The sequence below is a fragment of the Marinilabilia sp. genome (assembly GCF_016278715.1).
GTDB lineage: Bacteria > Bacteroidota > Bacteroidia > Bacteroidales > Marinilabiliaceae > Marinilabilia.
The window spans coordinates 1-16,193 of sequence record NZ_JADQBH010000300.1 but is presented as its reverse complement, the minus strand read 5'-3'; the positions used below and the strand labels follow the sequence as shown (position 1 = coordinate 16,193).

14 protein-coding genes are annotated in these 16,193 nt (G+C 41.9%); 4 read left to right on the top strand and 10 right to left on the bottom strand.

Annotated features, from left to right (window positions below):
• Positions 1-226 precede the first annotated feature (226 nt).
• The 5 genes from QZZ43_RS18295 to QZZ43_RS18275 all read right to left on the bottom strand — a co-directional run bounded on the left by QZZ43_RS18295 (position 227) and on the right by QZZ43_RS18275 (position 5,144).
• Positions 227-664, bottom strand: coding sequence for a DUF3795 domain-containing protein (locus tag QZZ43_RS18295; protein WP_291862273.1), 438 nt, complete (start codon positions 662-664; stop codon positions 227-229).
• 334 nt (positions 665-998) lie between these two features.
• On the bottom strand, positions 999-1,316 hold the full coding sequence (locus QZZ43_RS18290; protein WP_291862271.1) for a hypothetical protein: 318 nt from the start codon (positions 1,314-1,316) through the stop codon (positions 999-1,001).
• A gap of 722 nt (positions 1,317-2,038) precedes the next feature.
• A complete protein-coding gene (gene hisS / locus QZZ43_RS18285; RefSeq protein WP_291862269.1) occupies positions 2,039-3,403 on the bottom strand; it encodes a histidine--tRNA ligase in 1,365 nt (454 codons plus the stop codon).
• A 54-nt stretch (positions 3,404-3,457) separates the two neighbouring features.
• Positions 3,458-3,889: an FKBP-type peptidyl-prolyl cis-trans isomerase gene (locus tag QZZ43_RS18280; RefSeq protein ID WP_291862268.1), complete on the bottom strand. Its 432-nt coding sequence runs from the start codon at positions 3,887-3,889 to the stop codon at positions 3,458-3,460.
• Positions 3,890-4,007: 118 nt separating this feature from the next.
• Positions 4,008-5,144, bottom strand: a complete 1,137-nt coding sequence (locus QZZ43_RS18275; protein ID WP_291862266.1) for an AI-2E family transporter — start codon at positions 5,142-5,144, stop codon at positions 4,008-4,010.
• A 537-nt stretch (positions 5,145-5,681) separates the two neighbouring features.
• Between QZZ43_RS18275 and miaB the strand changes: the two genes are divergently transcribed.
• Entirely contained in the window at positions 5,682-7,034 is a 1,353-nt protein-coding gene (gene miaB / locus QZZ43_RS18270; RefSeq protein WP_291862264.1) for a tRNA (N6-isopentenyl adenosine(37)-C2)-methylthiotransferase MiaB, read from the top strand.
• A gap of 37 nt (positions 7,035-7,071) precedes the next feature.
• The gene (gene mtaB, locus QZZ43_RS18265) at positions 7,072-8,415 is read left to right on the top strand and encodes a tRNA (N(6)-L-threonylcarbamoyladenosine(37)-C(2))-methylthiotransferase MtaB (protein WP_291862263.1); all 1,344 of its coding nucleotides are present in this window, start codon (positions 7,072-7,074) and stop codon (positions 8,413-8,415) included.
• A gap of 110 nt (positions 8,416-8,525) precedes the next feature.
• On the opposite strand, the gene QZZ43_RS18260 is transcribed toward mtaB, so the two are convergent.
• Positions 8,526-8,771, bottom strand: coding sequence for a hypothetical protein (locus QZZ43_RS18260; RefSeq protein WP_291862261.1), 246 nt, complete (start codon positions 8,769-8,771; stop codon positions 8,526-8,528).
• Between the two features lie 140 nt (positions 8,772-8,911).
• Between QZZ43_RS18260 and QZZ43_RS18255 the strand changes: the two genes are divergently transcribed.
• Positions 8,912-11,338 (top strand): DUF5916 domain-containing protein, encoded by a 2,427-nt coding sequence (locus QZZ43_RS18255; RefSeq protein ID WP_291862259.1) that lies wholly within the window; start codon positions 8,912-8,914, stop codon positions 11,336-11,338.
• 145 nt (positions 11,339-11,483) lie between these two features.
• On the opposite strand, the gene QZZ43_RS18250 is transcribed toward QZZ43_RS18255, so the two are convergent.
• From QZZ43_RS18250 to QZZ43_RS18240, 3 genes are all read right to left on the bottom strand, one after another.
• Positions 11,484-11,636, bottom strand: a complete 153-nt coding sequence (locus QZZ43_RS18250) for a hypothetical protein (RefSeq protein WP_291862257.1) — start codon at positions 11,634-11,636, stop codon at positions 11,484-11,486.
• 7 nt (positions 11,637-11,643) lie between these two features.
• Complete coding sequence (locus QZZ43_RS18245) at positions 11,644-12,813, bottom strand: AAA family ATPase (RefSeq protein ID WP_291862255.1); 1,170 nt, start codon at positions 12,811-12,813, stop codon at positions 11,644-11,646.
• Between the two features lie 226 nt (positions 12,814-13,039).
• Complete coding sequence (locus tag QZZ43_RS18240; protein ID WP_291862253.1) at positions 13,040-15,439, bottom strand: glycoside hydrolase family 65 protein; 2,400 nt, start codon at positions 15,437-15,439, stop codon at positions 13,040-13,042.
• Between the two features lie 238 nt (positions 15,440-15,677).
• Here QZZ43_RS18240 and QZZ43_RS18235 point away from each other — a divergent pair, with 238 nt between their 5' ends.
• Entirely contained in the window at positions 15,678-15,950 is a 273-nt protein-coding gene (locus tag QZZ43_RS18235; protein ID WP_291862252.1) for a hypothetical protein, read from the top strand.
• Between the two features lie 69 nt (positions 15,951-16,019).
• On the opposite strand, the gene QZZ43_RS18230 is transcribed toward QZZ43_RS18235, so the two are convergent.
• Entirely contained in the window at positions 16,020-16,175 is a 156-nt protein-coding gene (locus QZZ43_RS18230) for a DUF4625 domain-containing protein (protein ID WP_291862275.1), read from the bottom strand.
• Between the last annotated feature and the right edge of the window lie 18 nt (positions 16,176-16,193).

The following is a 16,193-nucleotide window of genomic DNA, read 5'->3' as shown; positions in this document are numbered from 1 at the left end:
ATGGCATAAGGAAATTAGGATGCGGGTTGAGCGTTCACAAAAAATTGAAACGAAAAGTCCCCGTAAAAATCCTTCCTGAAATTGCTCCTCTTTTGAATTTCTGATATACTCCTGAGTTAAAGGATCTACAAAACAGTCTTAAAACAACTTGTATATTTTGTCAAGCAGAACAGTATCATACTTGTTTAAATATTTTTTCTCTACGGATTTTTGAAACAAACTCATGTTATCCTTTTATGCAAGTTTTTAATCCGGTTTCAGTTTTACAATTTAGACAAAACCCCCGATGAACGCTCAACCCCGAACCACATGTCTTACATTTCCATTTTTCTTCCTCATTTTTCACAAATTTTTCGAGTCCCTGATTTTTAATAAATGCCAGGTTTTCAATCATGCTCATCCCGTAATTTGTCCGATACCTTTTATCAAGATTTTTTAATCTGGTACATGGATATTTCTCACAGTCAAAACAAAATCCTGATTTGGTTTCTGACAATAAATCACAATTAACAATTACACAACTTCTACATACCTTTGGTTTATTCTCATCATCCTTTTTAAAACACCCTCCGCATGGTCTCTTTTCCCGAAGATGGCCAATACAAAGACCACAATTCATACCACAAGGGGCAATAAGTCCTTGATATTTAAGATTTGCTATCATAATGTGTCAGGCATTTTTTACATATTATCGAGTAATTTACTTTCTCAATGTTTTTATCCACAATAGTAAACAAAGGAGAATTGTCATTTGAACAGCAAAGTCTGTTTTTATTTAATTTTAGCTCCTTGTTTGATTGCAGAATTTTTTCGGCTGCTTTATAAGACAATCTGAATGAACCTTTATTTCCACATTTGCATACGAAATCAAACTGAAAATCCTGATAAGTTGAATAACATAAATATCCAACAGTCTTATTACATTTATCACAGTACATCCAGCTTCCATTCTTTTTGAGAATTCGTCCGTTTTTAATATCACTTATCAATTCACTCATTTATCCTATAAATTTTGCTCCTGCTATGCCAATTCCTGCACCAAGTATCAATGAAAAAACAATCATTGGGATTATCGCTTTTTTGTCTTTCGGGTATACAATTATCATAATCGGAATGGCTGTGATAAAAGCAATAACCATCCCTTTTATCCAAAATTCTATTCCCCAATTTACAAATGGAATTATTAATCCAAGCACGAAATAATGTATGAAAGCAGAAATATTAGCTTTTTTCTCAAGTTTCATGATTATCATTGGAGTTACATCTATCAATCCAGCTGCAAGTCCGATTATTATTGCTATAAGAAAATCATTCATCTTGTTTTTTATTAGTTATACTGCCGTAATTTACAATGCATGACAAAAATTATCAGTAAAGCACTATTTCACTTTTACTCCCATTCTTACAGGAAAAAAAAGTAAGGCCCATCCGAAGCGGACATGTTTTTCAAACAGGTTTATGTTGAATTAAATAATTTGTTGACTTTGTAAGTTAAATATAGAAAAAAACAATCAACAGTATCCGAAATAGAGCAATCATTTGGGTTTTAAGTATTGGTGCACTGTAAAACCAGCTTTTTGGTTTTTATTTCCAAAAAGACAGACTCCTTCCAGGGAACTCATCATCTCAAAACACAGGTATCCAGGTAAACAATTGAGATTGCTTTACTGAGCCCGCATGGAAGATTTTTGTAACTGGCAAAAATCAAAGCTTACCCCGACCTAATAAAATCGCGGGGTTATTCTAGTTTGCCCCAGCGGGGAAGAGCCAATTCTGTCATAAATACATTATGCCTCAAAATTTTTGAGGTAGCCACTCGCAATGAACGGGACGTTGCAGGATTTTGAAGGTTGGAGGGGGCTGCGCCACGCGCAAATGGAAGTAGAACCAATTCTGATTCATCAAAACACTGGTTATCAGAGGCTGTTCTGTTTCACCACCCGCAGAAAACTGTCATTGCAGGGGAAAGAAAAGGGCGCGAACCAACGGCCGCGCCCTTTTAAAATCGTTTTTTATATTTGTGCTGAACCGGAGTTTGCTACTCTGTAAAAGTCCTGATGATATCTTCAACTTTCATGGCACTTTGCTCACCCGATTCCATATTCTTGAGTGTAACAGTTCCAGCATTCATCTCTTCTTCGCCTACCAATGCGACGAAAGCGATGTTCTTCTTATTGGCGTAAGTCATCTGCTTTTTCATTTTGGCACTGTCGGGGTAAACTTCCACTTTCAGTCCTTCTTTACGAAGCTGAGAAGCAATTTTCAGGCAATGTGCCCCTTCTTTTGGTCCAAAATTCACAAACATCAGCTGTGTAGTAGTGGTGACTTCAGGAGGATAAAGCTCCAGCTGGTTCATCACATCAAAAATACGGTCTGCACCAAAGGAGATTCCCACTCCGGAAACATTTTTAAGACCAAAAATCCCGGTCAGGTCATCATAGCGTCCACCACCGGTAATGCTGCCAATCTGCATATCGAGCGCTTTTACCTCAAAAATGGCTCCGGTATAATAGTTGAGTCCACGTGCCAGGGTGAGATCGAGCTCCACACCTGTTTCCACATCAAGACTCTCCACAATGGTTAGCACTTCCCGGAGCTCTTCCACCCCTTTTGTTCCCAACTCCGACGAAGCAAAAATGTGGGCCAGCTGGTCGAGTTTCCCGCTGTTGGAACCGCTGAGTGAAAGGATGGGCTGAAGTTTCGCAATCGCATCATCAGTCAAACCCTTTTCGGACAATTCGACATTTACCTTCTCCAGACCTATTTTTTCCAGTTTATCGATGGCCACGGTGATGTCTGTCAAACGCGAGGCCTCGCCGATAATTTCGGCAATGCCCGCCAGTACTTTTCGGTTGTTGAGTTTGATAACCACACGAATCCCCAGGTTTCGGAACACCTCATCCACAATCTGGATCAACTCCACCTCATTAAAAAGGCTATCACTGCCTATCACATCCACATCGCATTGGAAAAACTCACGGTAACGTCCTTTCTGGGGACGGTCGGCCCGCCAAACCGGCTGAATCTGGTAACGTTTAAAGGGGAAAGAAAGCTCATTCTGATGCTGCACCACAAAACGCGCAAAGGGCACGGTAAGATCGTAACGCAATCCCTTTTCACTAATCTGCCCGGTTAGCCGGTTCGAATCCTTTTGAGCCAGCAAGCCATCATCAGCCTTATTCAGAAAATCTCCCGAATTGAGGATTTTAAAAAGTAATTTATCCCCTTCGTCGCCATATTTTCCCAGGAGCGTATCAAGGTTTTCCATGGCCGGTGTTTCGATGGGCATATAGCCATACCGCTGAAAAACTTCCTTTATTGAATCGAAGATATAGTTGCGCCGCACCATTTCGTCGGGCGTAAAATCGCGTGTTCCTTTAGGTATTGATGGTTTCTGAGCCATTGTCGATGCATTGTTTAAATTCGGCTGCAAATTTAGGAATAATTCGGGAAGTGACTAAGAAATACCCACCAACCGTATATCAAAATACAAAACGGCATTGGGAGGAATCTTATTTCCGGTTCCTTTACGGCCCCATGCCAACTCCGACGGAACCCAGAATTTGAACCGACTGCCCACTGACATCATTTGTAATCCTTCCTGCAATCCCTCAATCAATTCATTCAGGGGAACTATGGATGTCTGATTGGCCCGGTAAGTATCTTCCAAAAGGGTACCATTGAGCAATAGAGCCCTTTGATGAATCTCCACGGTACTCCATTCGTCCGGCTTTTCGCCTTCTAACTCTTCAACAATGAGAAATTGAAGACCACTTTCGGTTTCTGTCACCCCGGGCTTGTGAGCATTTTGTTCCAGAAAATCCTCCCCTGACTTCCGATTGTTTCCTGCAGAGCCTTTACTCTTTTGTCGTTTTTCCCTTTGTGCCATAGATTTTAAGATTAAGGTTGAGACCGATAATTTTCAAAGATTGTCTCACATCCTTCACAACAACGTGCAAAGAAAGTAATCGCCCAATAAAAAAGAAAATAAATAAAGTGTGATATAATTATTTTCTAAAAATGTGTCTCATCCTATTCCGGATATTTTTAATGGAGATAGAATGTTTGGCAGTTCCCTGGTCGCCCAACAAAAACGCATAGGGCTTCATAGCCTCTACATGAGAAAAAACAATTCGTGCAATGGCCAGGAAAGGAACAATAAGTAACATGCCGGGAATCCCCCAGATAAGACTGGCTGCCACCAGACCGGTAATAATAAAAAACGGATTTACCCGAACATTTCCGCCCACTATATTGGGCGTCAGAATATTGTTTTCAATAAACTGAATGATGATGAAAAGAATCAACACATGAAAAGCCATGGTCGGATTGTTCTGGCCCAAAAGAGCAAACATAAATGGCAGAATACCTCCCAGCAGGGTGCCGAAATAAGGAATGAAATTGAAGAGCGCTGAAATGATTCCCAGAGCAATCGGGTAACGAATACCTACAATCATCAGACCTGTAGAATTAAGAATACACAAAATAAAAACCACCGCCATGACACCTGCCATATATCGCCCGAAAACCCTGGAAACTTCCCTCAAAACATTAACCACTTCCGGCCGGTTCTCCCTGCCGAAAATCATCATCAGGAAATAGGCAAACTTTGTACGATAATACAGGAAAAGAAATATATAAACAGGCAACAGTCCGAAGCTGACAATGGTACTGGTGGTGGCATTAAAAATACCCTGAATATACTGTCCACCCGAAGCCAATAGATTTCCTGCCTGCTCCTTAATCAAATTGCGGGTTTCTTCCTTATCAAAACCAAATTTTTCACTGATTCCGGAAAGAGAATCTGCCAAATTACGAAGACCGTTTTCGGCCAATTGAGGTAAATCCCCGGCAATAGGAGTAATCTTGCTATACCCATATAAACCCACACTAAATAAAACACCCAAACCAAGAATAATCGCTATGAAATTAGCCAGGATTCTGGGAATCCTCCGTTTCTCCAGCCAGTTGACTATCGGAAAAAACAAATAGGACAGCAAAAAACCGAAGGCAATAGGCCACAAAAAATTGCGGACGGCAATAAGTCCATAAACAAACAAGATTATAGCCAAAAGACCAAAACTAACTCTCTGCACAAAACTGAATCGTTTCTCGGATTTTTTATATTCGGAAGTATTTCTCATGGACGGAGCCGTTTTTATCACTTGCACGAAGTTAATAAATTAACCTCATAAGGTAAATTGTAAAACCAGACTATTGTATAAAATCTGATACTCCTTTATTCAATGTTATTCCAAAAATGAACTCAGGTTGCGTCACTACGATATCAATTAAAATGATTGGCTCTTGTAAAACATTGGTGTCCGATTAAAAAATTGAGATTGCATCACGACGTTGGAAATGACGGAACATTGCGAACATAGCGAAGCAATCTCTATTCAAAAAAAATAAGGGTCTCCGACCACTCTTGATTGTTAAAGCCAAAAGGGAGGATGATCTTCCTATTAAAGGATTTATTTATCTGTTTATCCTTTTTGATTATCTTTGCGCTCATTAATAACAATAGTCCGTTAAAAAAAGCTTAAACGCAGAGACGCAATGACGCAAAGTTTTTATTATGAGTGAGTTGTGCCCTGCATGCCTGGTTTTGTAATGGATTAATTATCAACTGTTTGTGAAAGTTTAACAGAGTATTGTAATAAACAACGGAAATCAAAAAGATGAAATACCACCTGATAACACTGGGATGCCAGATGAACATTGCCGACAGTGAGCGTGTAAGTTCTGTGCTGGAGAAAATGGGCTACGAGCGAACCGACAACGAAGAAGAAGCCAACCTGCTGGGGATGCTGGCCTGCTCGGTTCGTCAGAAGCCCATCGACAAGGTCTATAACAAAATAGCCCAATGGAATCGGTGGAAAAACAGACGTAACCTCATCACCTTTATATCGGGCTGCATTCTCCCCACTGATAAGGAAAAACTCCTGAAGCAGTTCGACCTCATTTTTGCCATGAGCGAATTACCGCAGTTGCCCGATATGATTCGCAATTATGGGATCGTTAACGAGGCATCAATCCGTCTTCCGGAACTCCGGACACCACGAAATGAAAACATTATTGGACTCTGGGGCATCAAGCCCAAATACCATTCTTCTTTTGAGGCATTTGTTCCCATCCAGAACGGCTGTGACAAGTTCTGCACTTTTTGTGCAGTTCCCTATACCCGTGGGCGGGAAGTGTCACGTTCGTCAGCCGAAATCGTTGAGGAAGTTCGTTCGCTTGTTAATCAGGGGTATAAGTCTATCACCTTGCTGGGGCAAAATGTCAATTCTTACGGACTGGATAAAAAAGGAGCAGAAATCTCCTTTGCTGGTCTACTCCGTGAAATAGGAGAATTAGGGAACGCTTCCGGAAAAGAATTCTGGGTCTATTTTACTTCTCCGCATCCCCAGGACATGAACCGGGAAGTCATTGAAGTCATTGCACAATACCCCTGCCTGGCCAAACAAATCCATCTGCCCATGCAAAGTGGCGACGATAAAGTGCTGATAAAAATGAACCGCAAGCACTCGATGAAGAAATACCGGCAGATCGTGAAAGACATTCGTGAACTGATTCCTCAGGCCACACTCTTTACCGATATCATTGTCGGATTTTCCGGTGAGGACGAAAAAGCCTTTCAAAACACAGTGACTGCTGTTGACGAATTCAGATTCAACATGGCTTTTATCGCTATGTATTCGCCACGCCCGGGAGCTGCCAGCTATCGTTGGGACGATGATGTGGATCAGGAAATCAAGAAAGAACGACTTCACAAGCTATCGGAAACCATGAAACAACACACCAGTGTTTACAACAAGGGCCTTATTGGTAAAACTCTGGGGGTGCTGGTCAACGGGCAGGACCGGAAAACGGGCTTCAGCAACGGACTTACCGAAGGCAAAATTACTGTACGCCTCGATCGGTATGCCCCCGAACTGATGGGTCAAATTGTAGATGCAGAAATCACCTCTGCAGCAGACATGTCGCTCAGCGGCGAGGTTTCAGAAGTTTTTACCGCCAGGGAAGTGTAAGCCACCGTAATACAACAATCAACTAATAAAATCACAAATGGATTCTGTCATCTCAGCAAATAATCCTCAATTAATAACACTTTCGCCCGGCGCCGGTCGCAAAGTGGCATTTAAAACTTTAGGGTGCCGCCTGAACCAGTATGAGACCGATGCCCTCGCCACACAATTTGATCAGGCAGGGTATCAGATTGTCGATTTTAAAGACAAAGCTGATATCGTGGTGGTGAATACCTGTACAGTGACCAACCAGAGCGACCAGAAATCACGTAACCTCATCAATCAGGCAGCCCGAAACAACAAAGGAGCTGTGGTTGTGGTAACCGGATGCATGGCCAACAACCACAAGCAACAACTGGAAAGTGACCGGAAAATTACTTACGTGGTAGAAAACAACCGGAAAGGAAATATTCGTGACCTGGTGGACGCTCACTTGAGAGGCGAAATCATTCACCCGACGGACACCAATGGGGATGTATTCCGGTATAGTGCCGTTGACAAAAGCCTGCATACACGAAGTGCCATAAAAATACAGGACGGATGCGATAACTTCTGCACCTTTTGCATTATTCCGACGGTGAGAGGTCGGGCTCTCAGTCGCCCCCTGCCTCAAATCCTGGAAAATGTAAAACAAACCCTCAACAACGGATTCAGAGAGCTGGTAATAACCGGGGTAAACATCGGGCGATACCGTTGGGAAGACAAAACCTTTGAAGATGTAGTGGAAGCCATTCTTGATATTTCGGGTGATTTCAGGGTACGTATCTCATCGCTGGAGCCCGATGGTTTTGGCGAACGGTTCTACAACCTCTTCAAACACCCAAAACTGGCGCCCCACCTGCATCTTTGCCTGCAAAGCGGCTCAGATAACGTTTTGTTGCGTATGCGCCGGATGTACAGCCTTAAAAAATTTGCTTCCATCCTCAAACGCTTCAGAAAAGTACGCCCCGATTTTAACTTTACAACCGACATGATTGTGGGCTTTCCCGGTGAAACCGATGAGGATTTCCAAGCAAGCCTGGACGCCGTAAAACGCTTTCAGTTTAGTCATGTCCACACCTTCAAATACTCTGTTCGCCAAGGAACCCGTGCAGAGCGGATGGAAAATCAAGTGCCGGAAAAAATCAAAACCTTACGCTCGGCAGCTACCAGAGAACTGTCAGAAGAGAATCAGAAAAACTATTACATGAAGTTTATCGGCCGGAAAGAGCGGGTACTTATCGAAAAAATTGACAAAAACGGGTTCGCTACCGGGTACGGCGACCACTACATTCCTTTCCGCCTCAAAGCCAATGGACTGGTAAAAAACACCTTTCAAACCGTTCGGGCCATCAAAGCAGAAGGCGAAGGCGACAAAGTGAGACTTTTTGGAGAACCGGAATAAGGACAAAACTTCAAACCCACATTTGATAATAAAAAGAGATTGAAGCAAATAAGCCTTTGGGTTCTAATAATCAATATTCTATTAAAGTAAAACCGTCATTCCACAAGAAATCAACATCTGCCTCTGGCACAGGGACTATTGGTCACAAAAAAACCAAAGAATCCTCCCAATACTACATGTTTAACAATTTCGTTGAAGGTCATGGTATCCAGCGATTGCCCTCCGGTAAAGTAATAGTATCCAAACCCGGCAGAAGCACCCAAAGCAATACTGATGAGTGATGTTTTAAAATGCTTCGATTTCAAAAGGCCTTTTATGCCTTTTTCCCCTTCTAATTCTAATTTCTTAAACTGCATAAGTTCTTTCTTGAATATACAGATGCAAATATATAGATATTTTATATCAAAACAGAATACTTACCAAAAACCTTAACTTATCCTTTTTTTTTCTAATTTAACAGCCTGGTTAAAAGCAATTCAACCACTCGAACTCGTTTATGAAAGGTCTGCCACTCATCCCGGTTCTACTCTTCATATCCAGCTCCCTTTGGGCCCAGGCCCCAAAAGAGGTGGAAGCTTTGTCTGTTTCAGAACCGTTGACCATTGATGCCGTTCTGGATGAACCCTTTTACAACCAAATCTCCCCTGCCACCGATTTCCGGCAGTTGGCACCGCACAACGGTGAGCCTTCATTTCAAAAATCAGAAGTCTGGTTCTTTTACGATCAATCGGCCATTTATGTGGGGGCTATGCTGCATGATAACTCACCCGACAGCATATTCAATTTCCTTTCTGAAAGAGACCGGATAGGCATGTCTGATTATTTCGGAGTTTATTTTGATCCCTACAATGAAGGTCAGCTTGCTTTTGGATTTTTTGTAACTCCGGCAGGCGTCCAAACGGATATCAAAGCAATCAAGAAAGAAAATGATATTGAGGACGGTAGCTGGGATGCAGTATGGGAGAGCAATACACGAATCACCGACAAAGGCTGGATTGTTGAAATGCGTATTCCTTATTCGGCAGTAAGATTTCCAAATAAGCCAGCCCATATCTGGGGTCTCAATATGTTTCGAAACATCCGGCGATACAACAGCAACAACTCCTGGAGTCCGATAGACCGCAATATAGCCGGGTTTATTCATCAACAGGGACAATTAAACGGAATTGAGAATATTGAACCACCCGTTCGCCTCTCGTTTTCGCCCTATGTGGCTACCTACCTGGAATACAAGGACAGCACGGCCCAACCGGACTTCATCTACAAAGCAGGACTGGATTTAAAATACGGCATAAGTGAAAGCTACACCCTGGATATGATGCTGATTCCTGATTTTGGGCAAATACAGTCTGATGACAAGCAACTAAACCTTTCTCCTTATGAAACTTATTACGACGAAAAGCGCCAGTTTTTTAACGAAGGCATCGAACTATTTCAACGGGCAGACATATTTTACTCACGACGCATTGGCAGCAACCCCAAATTTGCAGACAACGCGGATGATGCACTCCGGGAGCATGAAACCATAAAAGAACGGCCATCAGAGACTCAGCTGGCCAACGCCACCAAGGTTTCAGGACGTAATGATAAGGGCCTGGCCGTTGGGGTATTAAATGCCATGTCGCTTAAGTCGTATGCTACCCTGGAAGATACTCTCGCAGGCAATACCCGGGAAATCCTGATTCAGCCATTCACCAATTACAATGTCACTACAATTGATCAGTCGCTCAACAACAATTCCTACCTGAGTTTCATAAACACCAACGTAAGCATGGCCAATCACCCTTTTATGGCCAATGTTACTGCCACGGAATTTCAGTTCAGAGATAAAAGAAAAACATACGCATTAAGCGGCAAGGGAGGCATGAGTTACCGCAAAAACGAAGAGCGACAAACCGGTTGGTTTGGCGAACTCTCTGCGGCAAAAAACAGTGGCAGCCTACAGTTTGGAACCATTCAAAGGATAATATCCGATGATTTTGACCCCAATGATCTAGGCTACCTCAGACGTAATAACGAAATGTACTCTGAATTTTGGCTAAGCTATCATATTGTCGAACCTTTCTGGGTTCTTCGCGAGTGGCATTACAACATGTGGTACCAAATGAACCGGGTGGTGACTCCTTTTGAGCGAGTAGGAGAGGAATTGGGCTTTTATTCCTATTCCCTCTTTAAAAACAATTACGGACTGGAAATAAATGGAGGTCTGTTTTCAAAAAATTACGACTACTACGAAGCCCGGATTAAGAATCGATTTCTGGTTCTTCCCCGTGGTGGATGGTTCAACATTGGCATGTTTTCTGACAACCGTAAATCTTTTCAGATTTATACTTACTTCCAACAAGGGTTCCGTCCCGGCTTCAACGAAACAGAGCAGATACTCTCCACCGGATTTGACTGGCGAATAGGGCAACACCTTCAGATCAGCTATGATTTGGAATACTCGCTTAAAAGAAACAATTACGGATATGTCGATTGCAACGATTCAGAAGACAGTATCTACATTGCGAGGCGCAACATTCGGCTGTACGAAAACCAACTCGAAATGGCTTTTGCTTTCAACAAAGCTCTGAGTATGCGTTTACGCGGACGGCATTACTGGTCTGCTGTTGCAAACCACGAGTACTATTTTCTCTCAAAAGACGGGTCCTTGATTCCCCAGAGCCAGTATCCGGAAAACCACGATAATAATTTCAATGCCCTGAATATAGACCTGATTGTTAGATGGATCTTTGCTCCGGGTTCTGAAATTTCTCTGGGATGGAAGAATGCCATACTGGAATCAAAAGACAATACCACACCTGCCTATTGGAAGAACTTCCGGAATATCTGGTCTCATTCCCAAACCAATACATTTTCCATCAAGTGCCTTTATTATATCGATTACAACCGGCTGCGAAAAAGAAGAAAGACATTCCCCTGAAAGAACAAATTCATACGTATCAATAACCATCTGAAAACATTGACTAGCCAACTCTAAAACGATTTTGTTTCATCATTACTTTTCAAATAAGGCCAAAAGTCTTTAAGCAATATCACCGGAGATTTTTGTCAGGTAAACATCTTCACTAATGCAAAGAGATACTCCTTTGCCTCCACTCTCTTTCAAGAATTGCATAAACAACATCATCAACCCATTTCCCATTCAGGTACAAACTCTCAATACGCTTTGAATGCAATGGCTGGCGTATCATAGCTTTGTTAACGCCTGGAATTTTCATTTTTTTCTTAATAATTTAGTCCAAAAGCCCAAAGAGGGAGTACATTTAGGTATCCAAATTCAATATCATCTTTTACCACAAATGATTTTCCGTCATTTTCTATCTGGCTTTGTTTCTTATTTTTTCCACCCACCTCAAACGTGTAGCCATCAACAACAAAATCTGCATTTTTGGAAGAGACCACTTCATTTTTTACTCGCATTTGATTGAAGAAAAAGGTTTCCCTTAAATTTCCTACGTTGGATTTATCTCCTACAAGATTAAAGATGATATTTGTGTTATCTAAATATACTTTATCCACTTTTCCTAATCCGCGAATACCACTTGTTTCATTTCTTAACTGGGCTATAAGTCCTGCTTTTTCCATGTATGAAAAATAATCGTCTAAAGAATTCCGACTCACATTAATTATTTCAGCTATTTTAGAAAAATTAGGTTTAAAAGGCACACTCTCAGCGATAATTGACAATAATCTTTTTAATTTGTGACCAGTTCCTACATTTAAATTGGCATATTGAGGAATGTCTGTTTCCAATGTTTGGATAATAATTTGTCCTAATCTTATATTCATTTCACTCTCAATACCGAAGGGATAATAACCGTAAGTAAGATAATCATTAAATAATGGGAGTGGGTGCTTTAAGTCTGGAAGTTTTACCTCATTATCAATTATTTGTCTTAGAGAATAAACAGCTACATCGTAATTGTGAAAGAATTTCAAGTATTCCCGGAATGAAAGACCTTGAAGCTTATAAATTATTGCACGACGACTTAAATCTGAAGAACCTTTAAGTATGTCTAGGACTGATGACCCTGTGAATACAATTTTTAAGGTAGGGAATGAATCGTAAATATTCTTTAATTCGCGAGACCAATCTGTGTATTTGTGAATCTCATCAATAAATAAGTATTCTCCGGCATTCTTATAAAAATCGTCTGCTAAATCAATGAGCTTATTTTCGCCAAAATAAATATCGTCAGCTGAAACATAGAGAGCTTTCCTGGTGTTTAGATTTTCTTTGATATGTTGCAAAATCATCGTTGTTTTTCCAACACCACGAGCGCCAATTATTCCGACCATACGGCTTTCCCAAGAGACCTGTTCGTATAAATAACGCTTAAAGTCCGTTGTCGTATTTTGCAAAAGAGTTTCAAATTTCTGATATAGTATTCTCATATCCTTGTAATCTATTTTTTCAAAGATACAAAATGCACTACCAAATCAACAAATTATTTAAAATTTGTTCAACAAGGAGTGCATTAATTCGTTTTGCTTGGCTTTAACGTTCTATAAATGCACCTAATCACATATTTCATGTAAAATTTCAACTTTCCAAAATCCAACTTGCTTCATAAGATTAATATAAAAAAACCAAACATTTATCGCACAACCAAACACGAATTTACAGCAAAAACTCCTTGCAATCCCCCTCTCCCAACTCATAAACCTTATCAATGAATCCAATCTGAATCTGAGGTGACCGTCCTGACTCAAACGAAACCTCAACTCGCCGCTGGGTAAAATGCAGCCAAATCCAATGCCCCCGGTAACGAATACGCATATTAAAGCCTTTAATTTCTTTTGGCAACCGGGGATTCAACCAAAGAATCCCCCCTCTGATTTCCAATCCGGTGTAGCAGCGCTGAATCATATCCACTGTGCCCGCCATGGCGCCAAGATGAATCCCCTCGGCCGTTGTTCCTCCCTGTATGTCTTCAAAATCGCTCTTCAGGGATTCTTTAAAAACCTGATAAGATTCTTCTCTGTCGGTGCGTGAAAACACCCAGGAAAACACCAATCTGCTCAGGGTTGAGCCATGGGAACTGCGGTCAATGTAATATTTTACCGTTTCCGGAATGGTGCTGCGGTCAAAATGATAACCCATACGACGGAACAACGCCTCCATTTCATCAGCCGATAAAAGATAAAAAAGCATCAATACATCCGCCTGTTTGCTCACCTTATATCGATTGGGACTGTCACCCTCAGCTTTCAGAATTCGATCCAAACGTTGAATATCACCATACTTCTCTTTGTAGTGCTCAAAATCAAGCTCTTTCAAGCTATCATAACCCTCAAACTGACTGATAATGCCATTCTCCATAAACGGCACATACATTTTCCGACTAATCTGCTGCCACCTTTCAATTTCATCATCGTCGATTTTCAGATTGGTAAACAACTCTCGTTTCCGGGTGTCCGAAAGCAAATCCACAAAATCAAGCGCTGTACGCAGAACCCAAACAGCCATCACATTGGTGTAGGCATTATTATTCAATCCGGATATCTCTGAATCGGGATATTCTGTATGAAATTCATCCGGCCCCACAACACCATGAATCTCAAACCTTCCTCGTTCATCGTTAAATACAGCAATGCTCGACCAGAAGCGGGCGATTTCAAACATCATCTCGGCCCCATAGGCCATTAAAAACTCGATATCCCGTGTGGCCTCATAATACTGATAGATATTATAGGCAATGGCCACTCCCACATGGCGCTGGAGATATGTATTATCGGGGTCCCATTTCCCGGACTGGGGATTCAGGTGAACCACCTGGCTCTCCTCCCTTCCGTTACTTCCACTCTGCCAGGGAAACATAGCGCCTTTATAGCCCGCAGTTTTTGCAGCCCTGCGTGCGGCCGGCAACCGATGAAAACGGTACATTAACAAGGAACGGGCAAGTTCGGGCAATTGATAATTAAGGAATGGAAAAACGAACAGTTCATCCCAAAAGATATGACCACGGTAAGCTTCCCCGTGCCAGCCCCGTGCAGGAACTCCCACATCCAGTCCGATTGTATTGATTGAAGCCGTTTGAAGAATATGAAATATATGGAGACGCAGAATCATTTGTGTCTGGTCGCGGTCTTTAATATCAATATCGCAACGATACCACAACTCTGCCCAGGCTTGTGAATGCACTTTCAGCAGTTCCGAAAAACGTCCGGCTTCCGATAAGGCATCACGGGCTTCCAGCACGGGTTCAGTAATTGCCCGATCGCGTGAAGAAAAAACAGCAACAATCTTTTCTATGGTTAGAGGCCTTTTCTCCTCACATTCCAGCGTAAAAATATTGGCCACATACCCCACTTTTTTAAAAAAATCACTCTCCACGGAAACCGCTTCACCATTTTTATAAATTCGTGTGCGTGCAGCCTGAACCATTCTGGTTTTAGACTGGTTGGCCTGAACGCGCAAATAAACAGTATCATCCTCAAACTGACCAATTTCCAACGGTTGCAAATGGACAGATGTTAAATCCCGGTACCGGGGAACCCCCCTATTTATCACGGTCCCATCAAGGGCAGAACGAATCTGAATTTTTCCTGACCAGTTTTCCGGAGTCAGCGTCCACTCAATACCAGCCAGGTGGCGTTTTTTCATATTCACAAAGCGACGGGCAATCAGTGTCGATTCTTTACCGTCCTTTTCCCGGAATTTCATGCTCCGCGTCATAACTCCCCCATGCATATCCAGTTCCTGACGATAATATAAAAGCTCTACATCATCAATTTTAAACCAGCTCCCATCATCATGCCTGAAAGAAAGTGGCAGCCAGTTGGGCCAGTTGACCAAATCTTCATTTTCCACAATACGTCCTGAAACTTCAGAGCGGGCACGATTGTAGCCACCCGCCAAATATGTTCCGGGATAATGCACATCACCCGCAGCGCATTCCTCGGCGGCAGCACGTGTGGCCACATAACCATTTCCCAAAGTAAACAAGGCTTCCCGAAGTGGTTCGTGATCGGGAATATAATCTTCGTAAATTACTTTCCACAGATTATTTTCCTTCATAAAGTTGTATTTTTTACAGGAAGAATTCCCATTCCTGATTATTAGCAAAGAAGTATTCCAAGCCCCATGAAGTGGCAACCTTTTCGGCACAAAACGGTTTTACTAATGACCCGAATACTCAAAACAGACAATTCGTGAATTCCTCTGGAGCAGGAATTATTTAAACGAATCGATTTTCTTAAATTTAACGAAAAATATCAAAATACCAATGATATCTTTGCAGTCAAAGTGAGTTATTATGGCAATGAAAGACTACCGAAATTTGCGAAAGGCTTTAGGGAAAGAGGAAGAATGGCCCCAACTTTATATGTTTAAATTTATTGTGCCCAATCAACACGGGAAAGTGGACAAAGTGGTTTCCATGCTTCCGGAGGAAAGCGACATCTCTTTTAAGCACACCAAAAGTCTCCGGCATGTTTCAGTCACCTGCAGGGCAATGATGAGTCATCCGGACGATGTGATTATCATTACTCAAAACGTTACTGCCCTCGAAGGAGTAATGGCTCTATAGAATGTAAAAGCACCGGACGGAAACATCCAGCCGGTGCTAATAGTAAAAGTAATTCAGCAATATTGCTCTCTATTCCCTTGGGAGTATCTTAATGGCAATCCCCTTCAGTGTCTGCCATCCCGCGGCATCTGTTAGTCTTACCATAAAATGATAGTCTCCGGTATCCGCATCTTCGGGAACAAGAATATCTACCTCCGCCTCATACGAGGTCAATCCTGAAGGAATATTGTATTCCTCAATCAG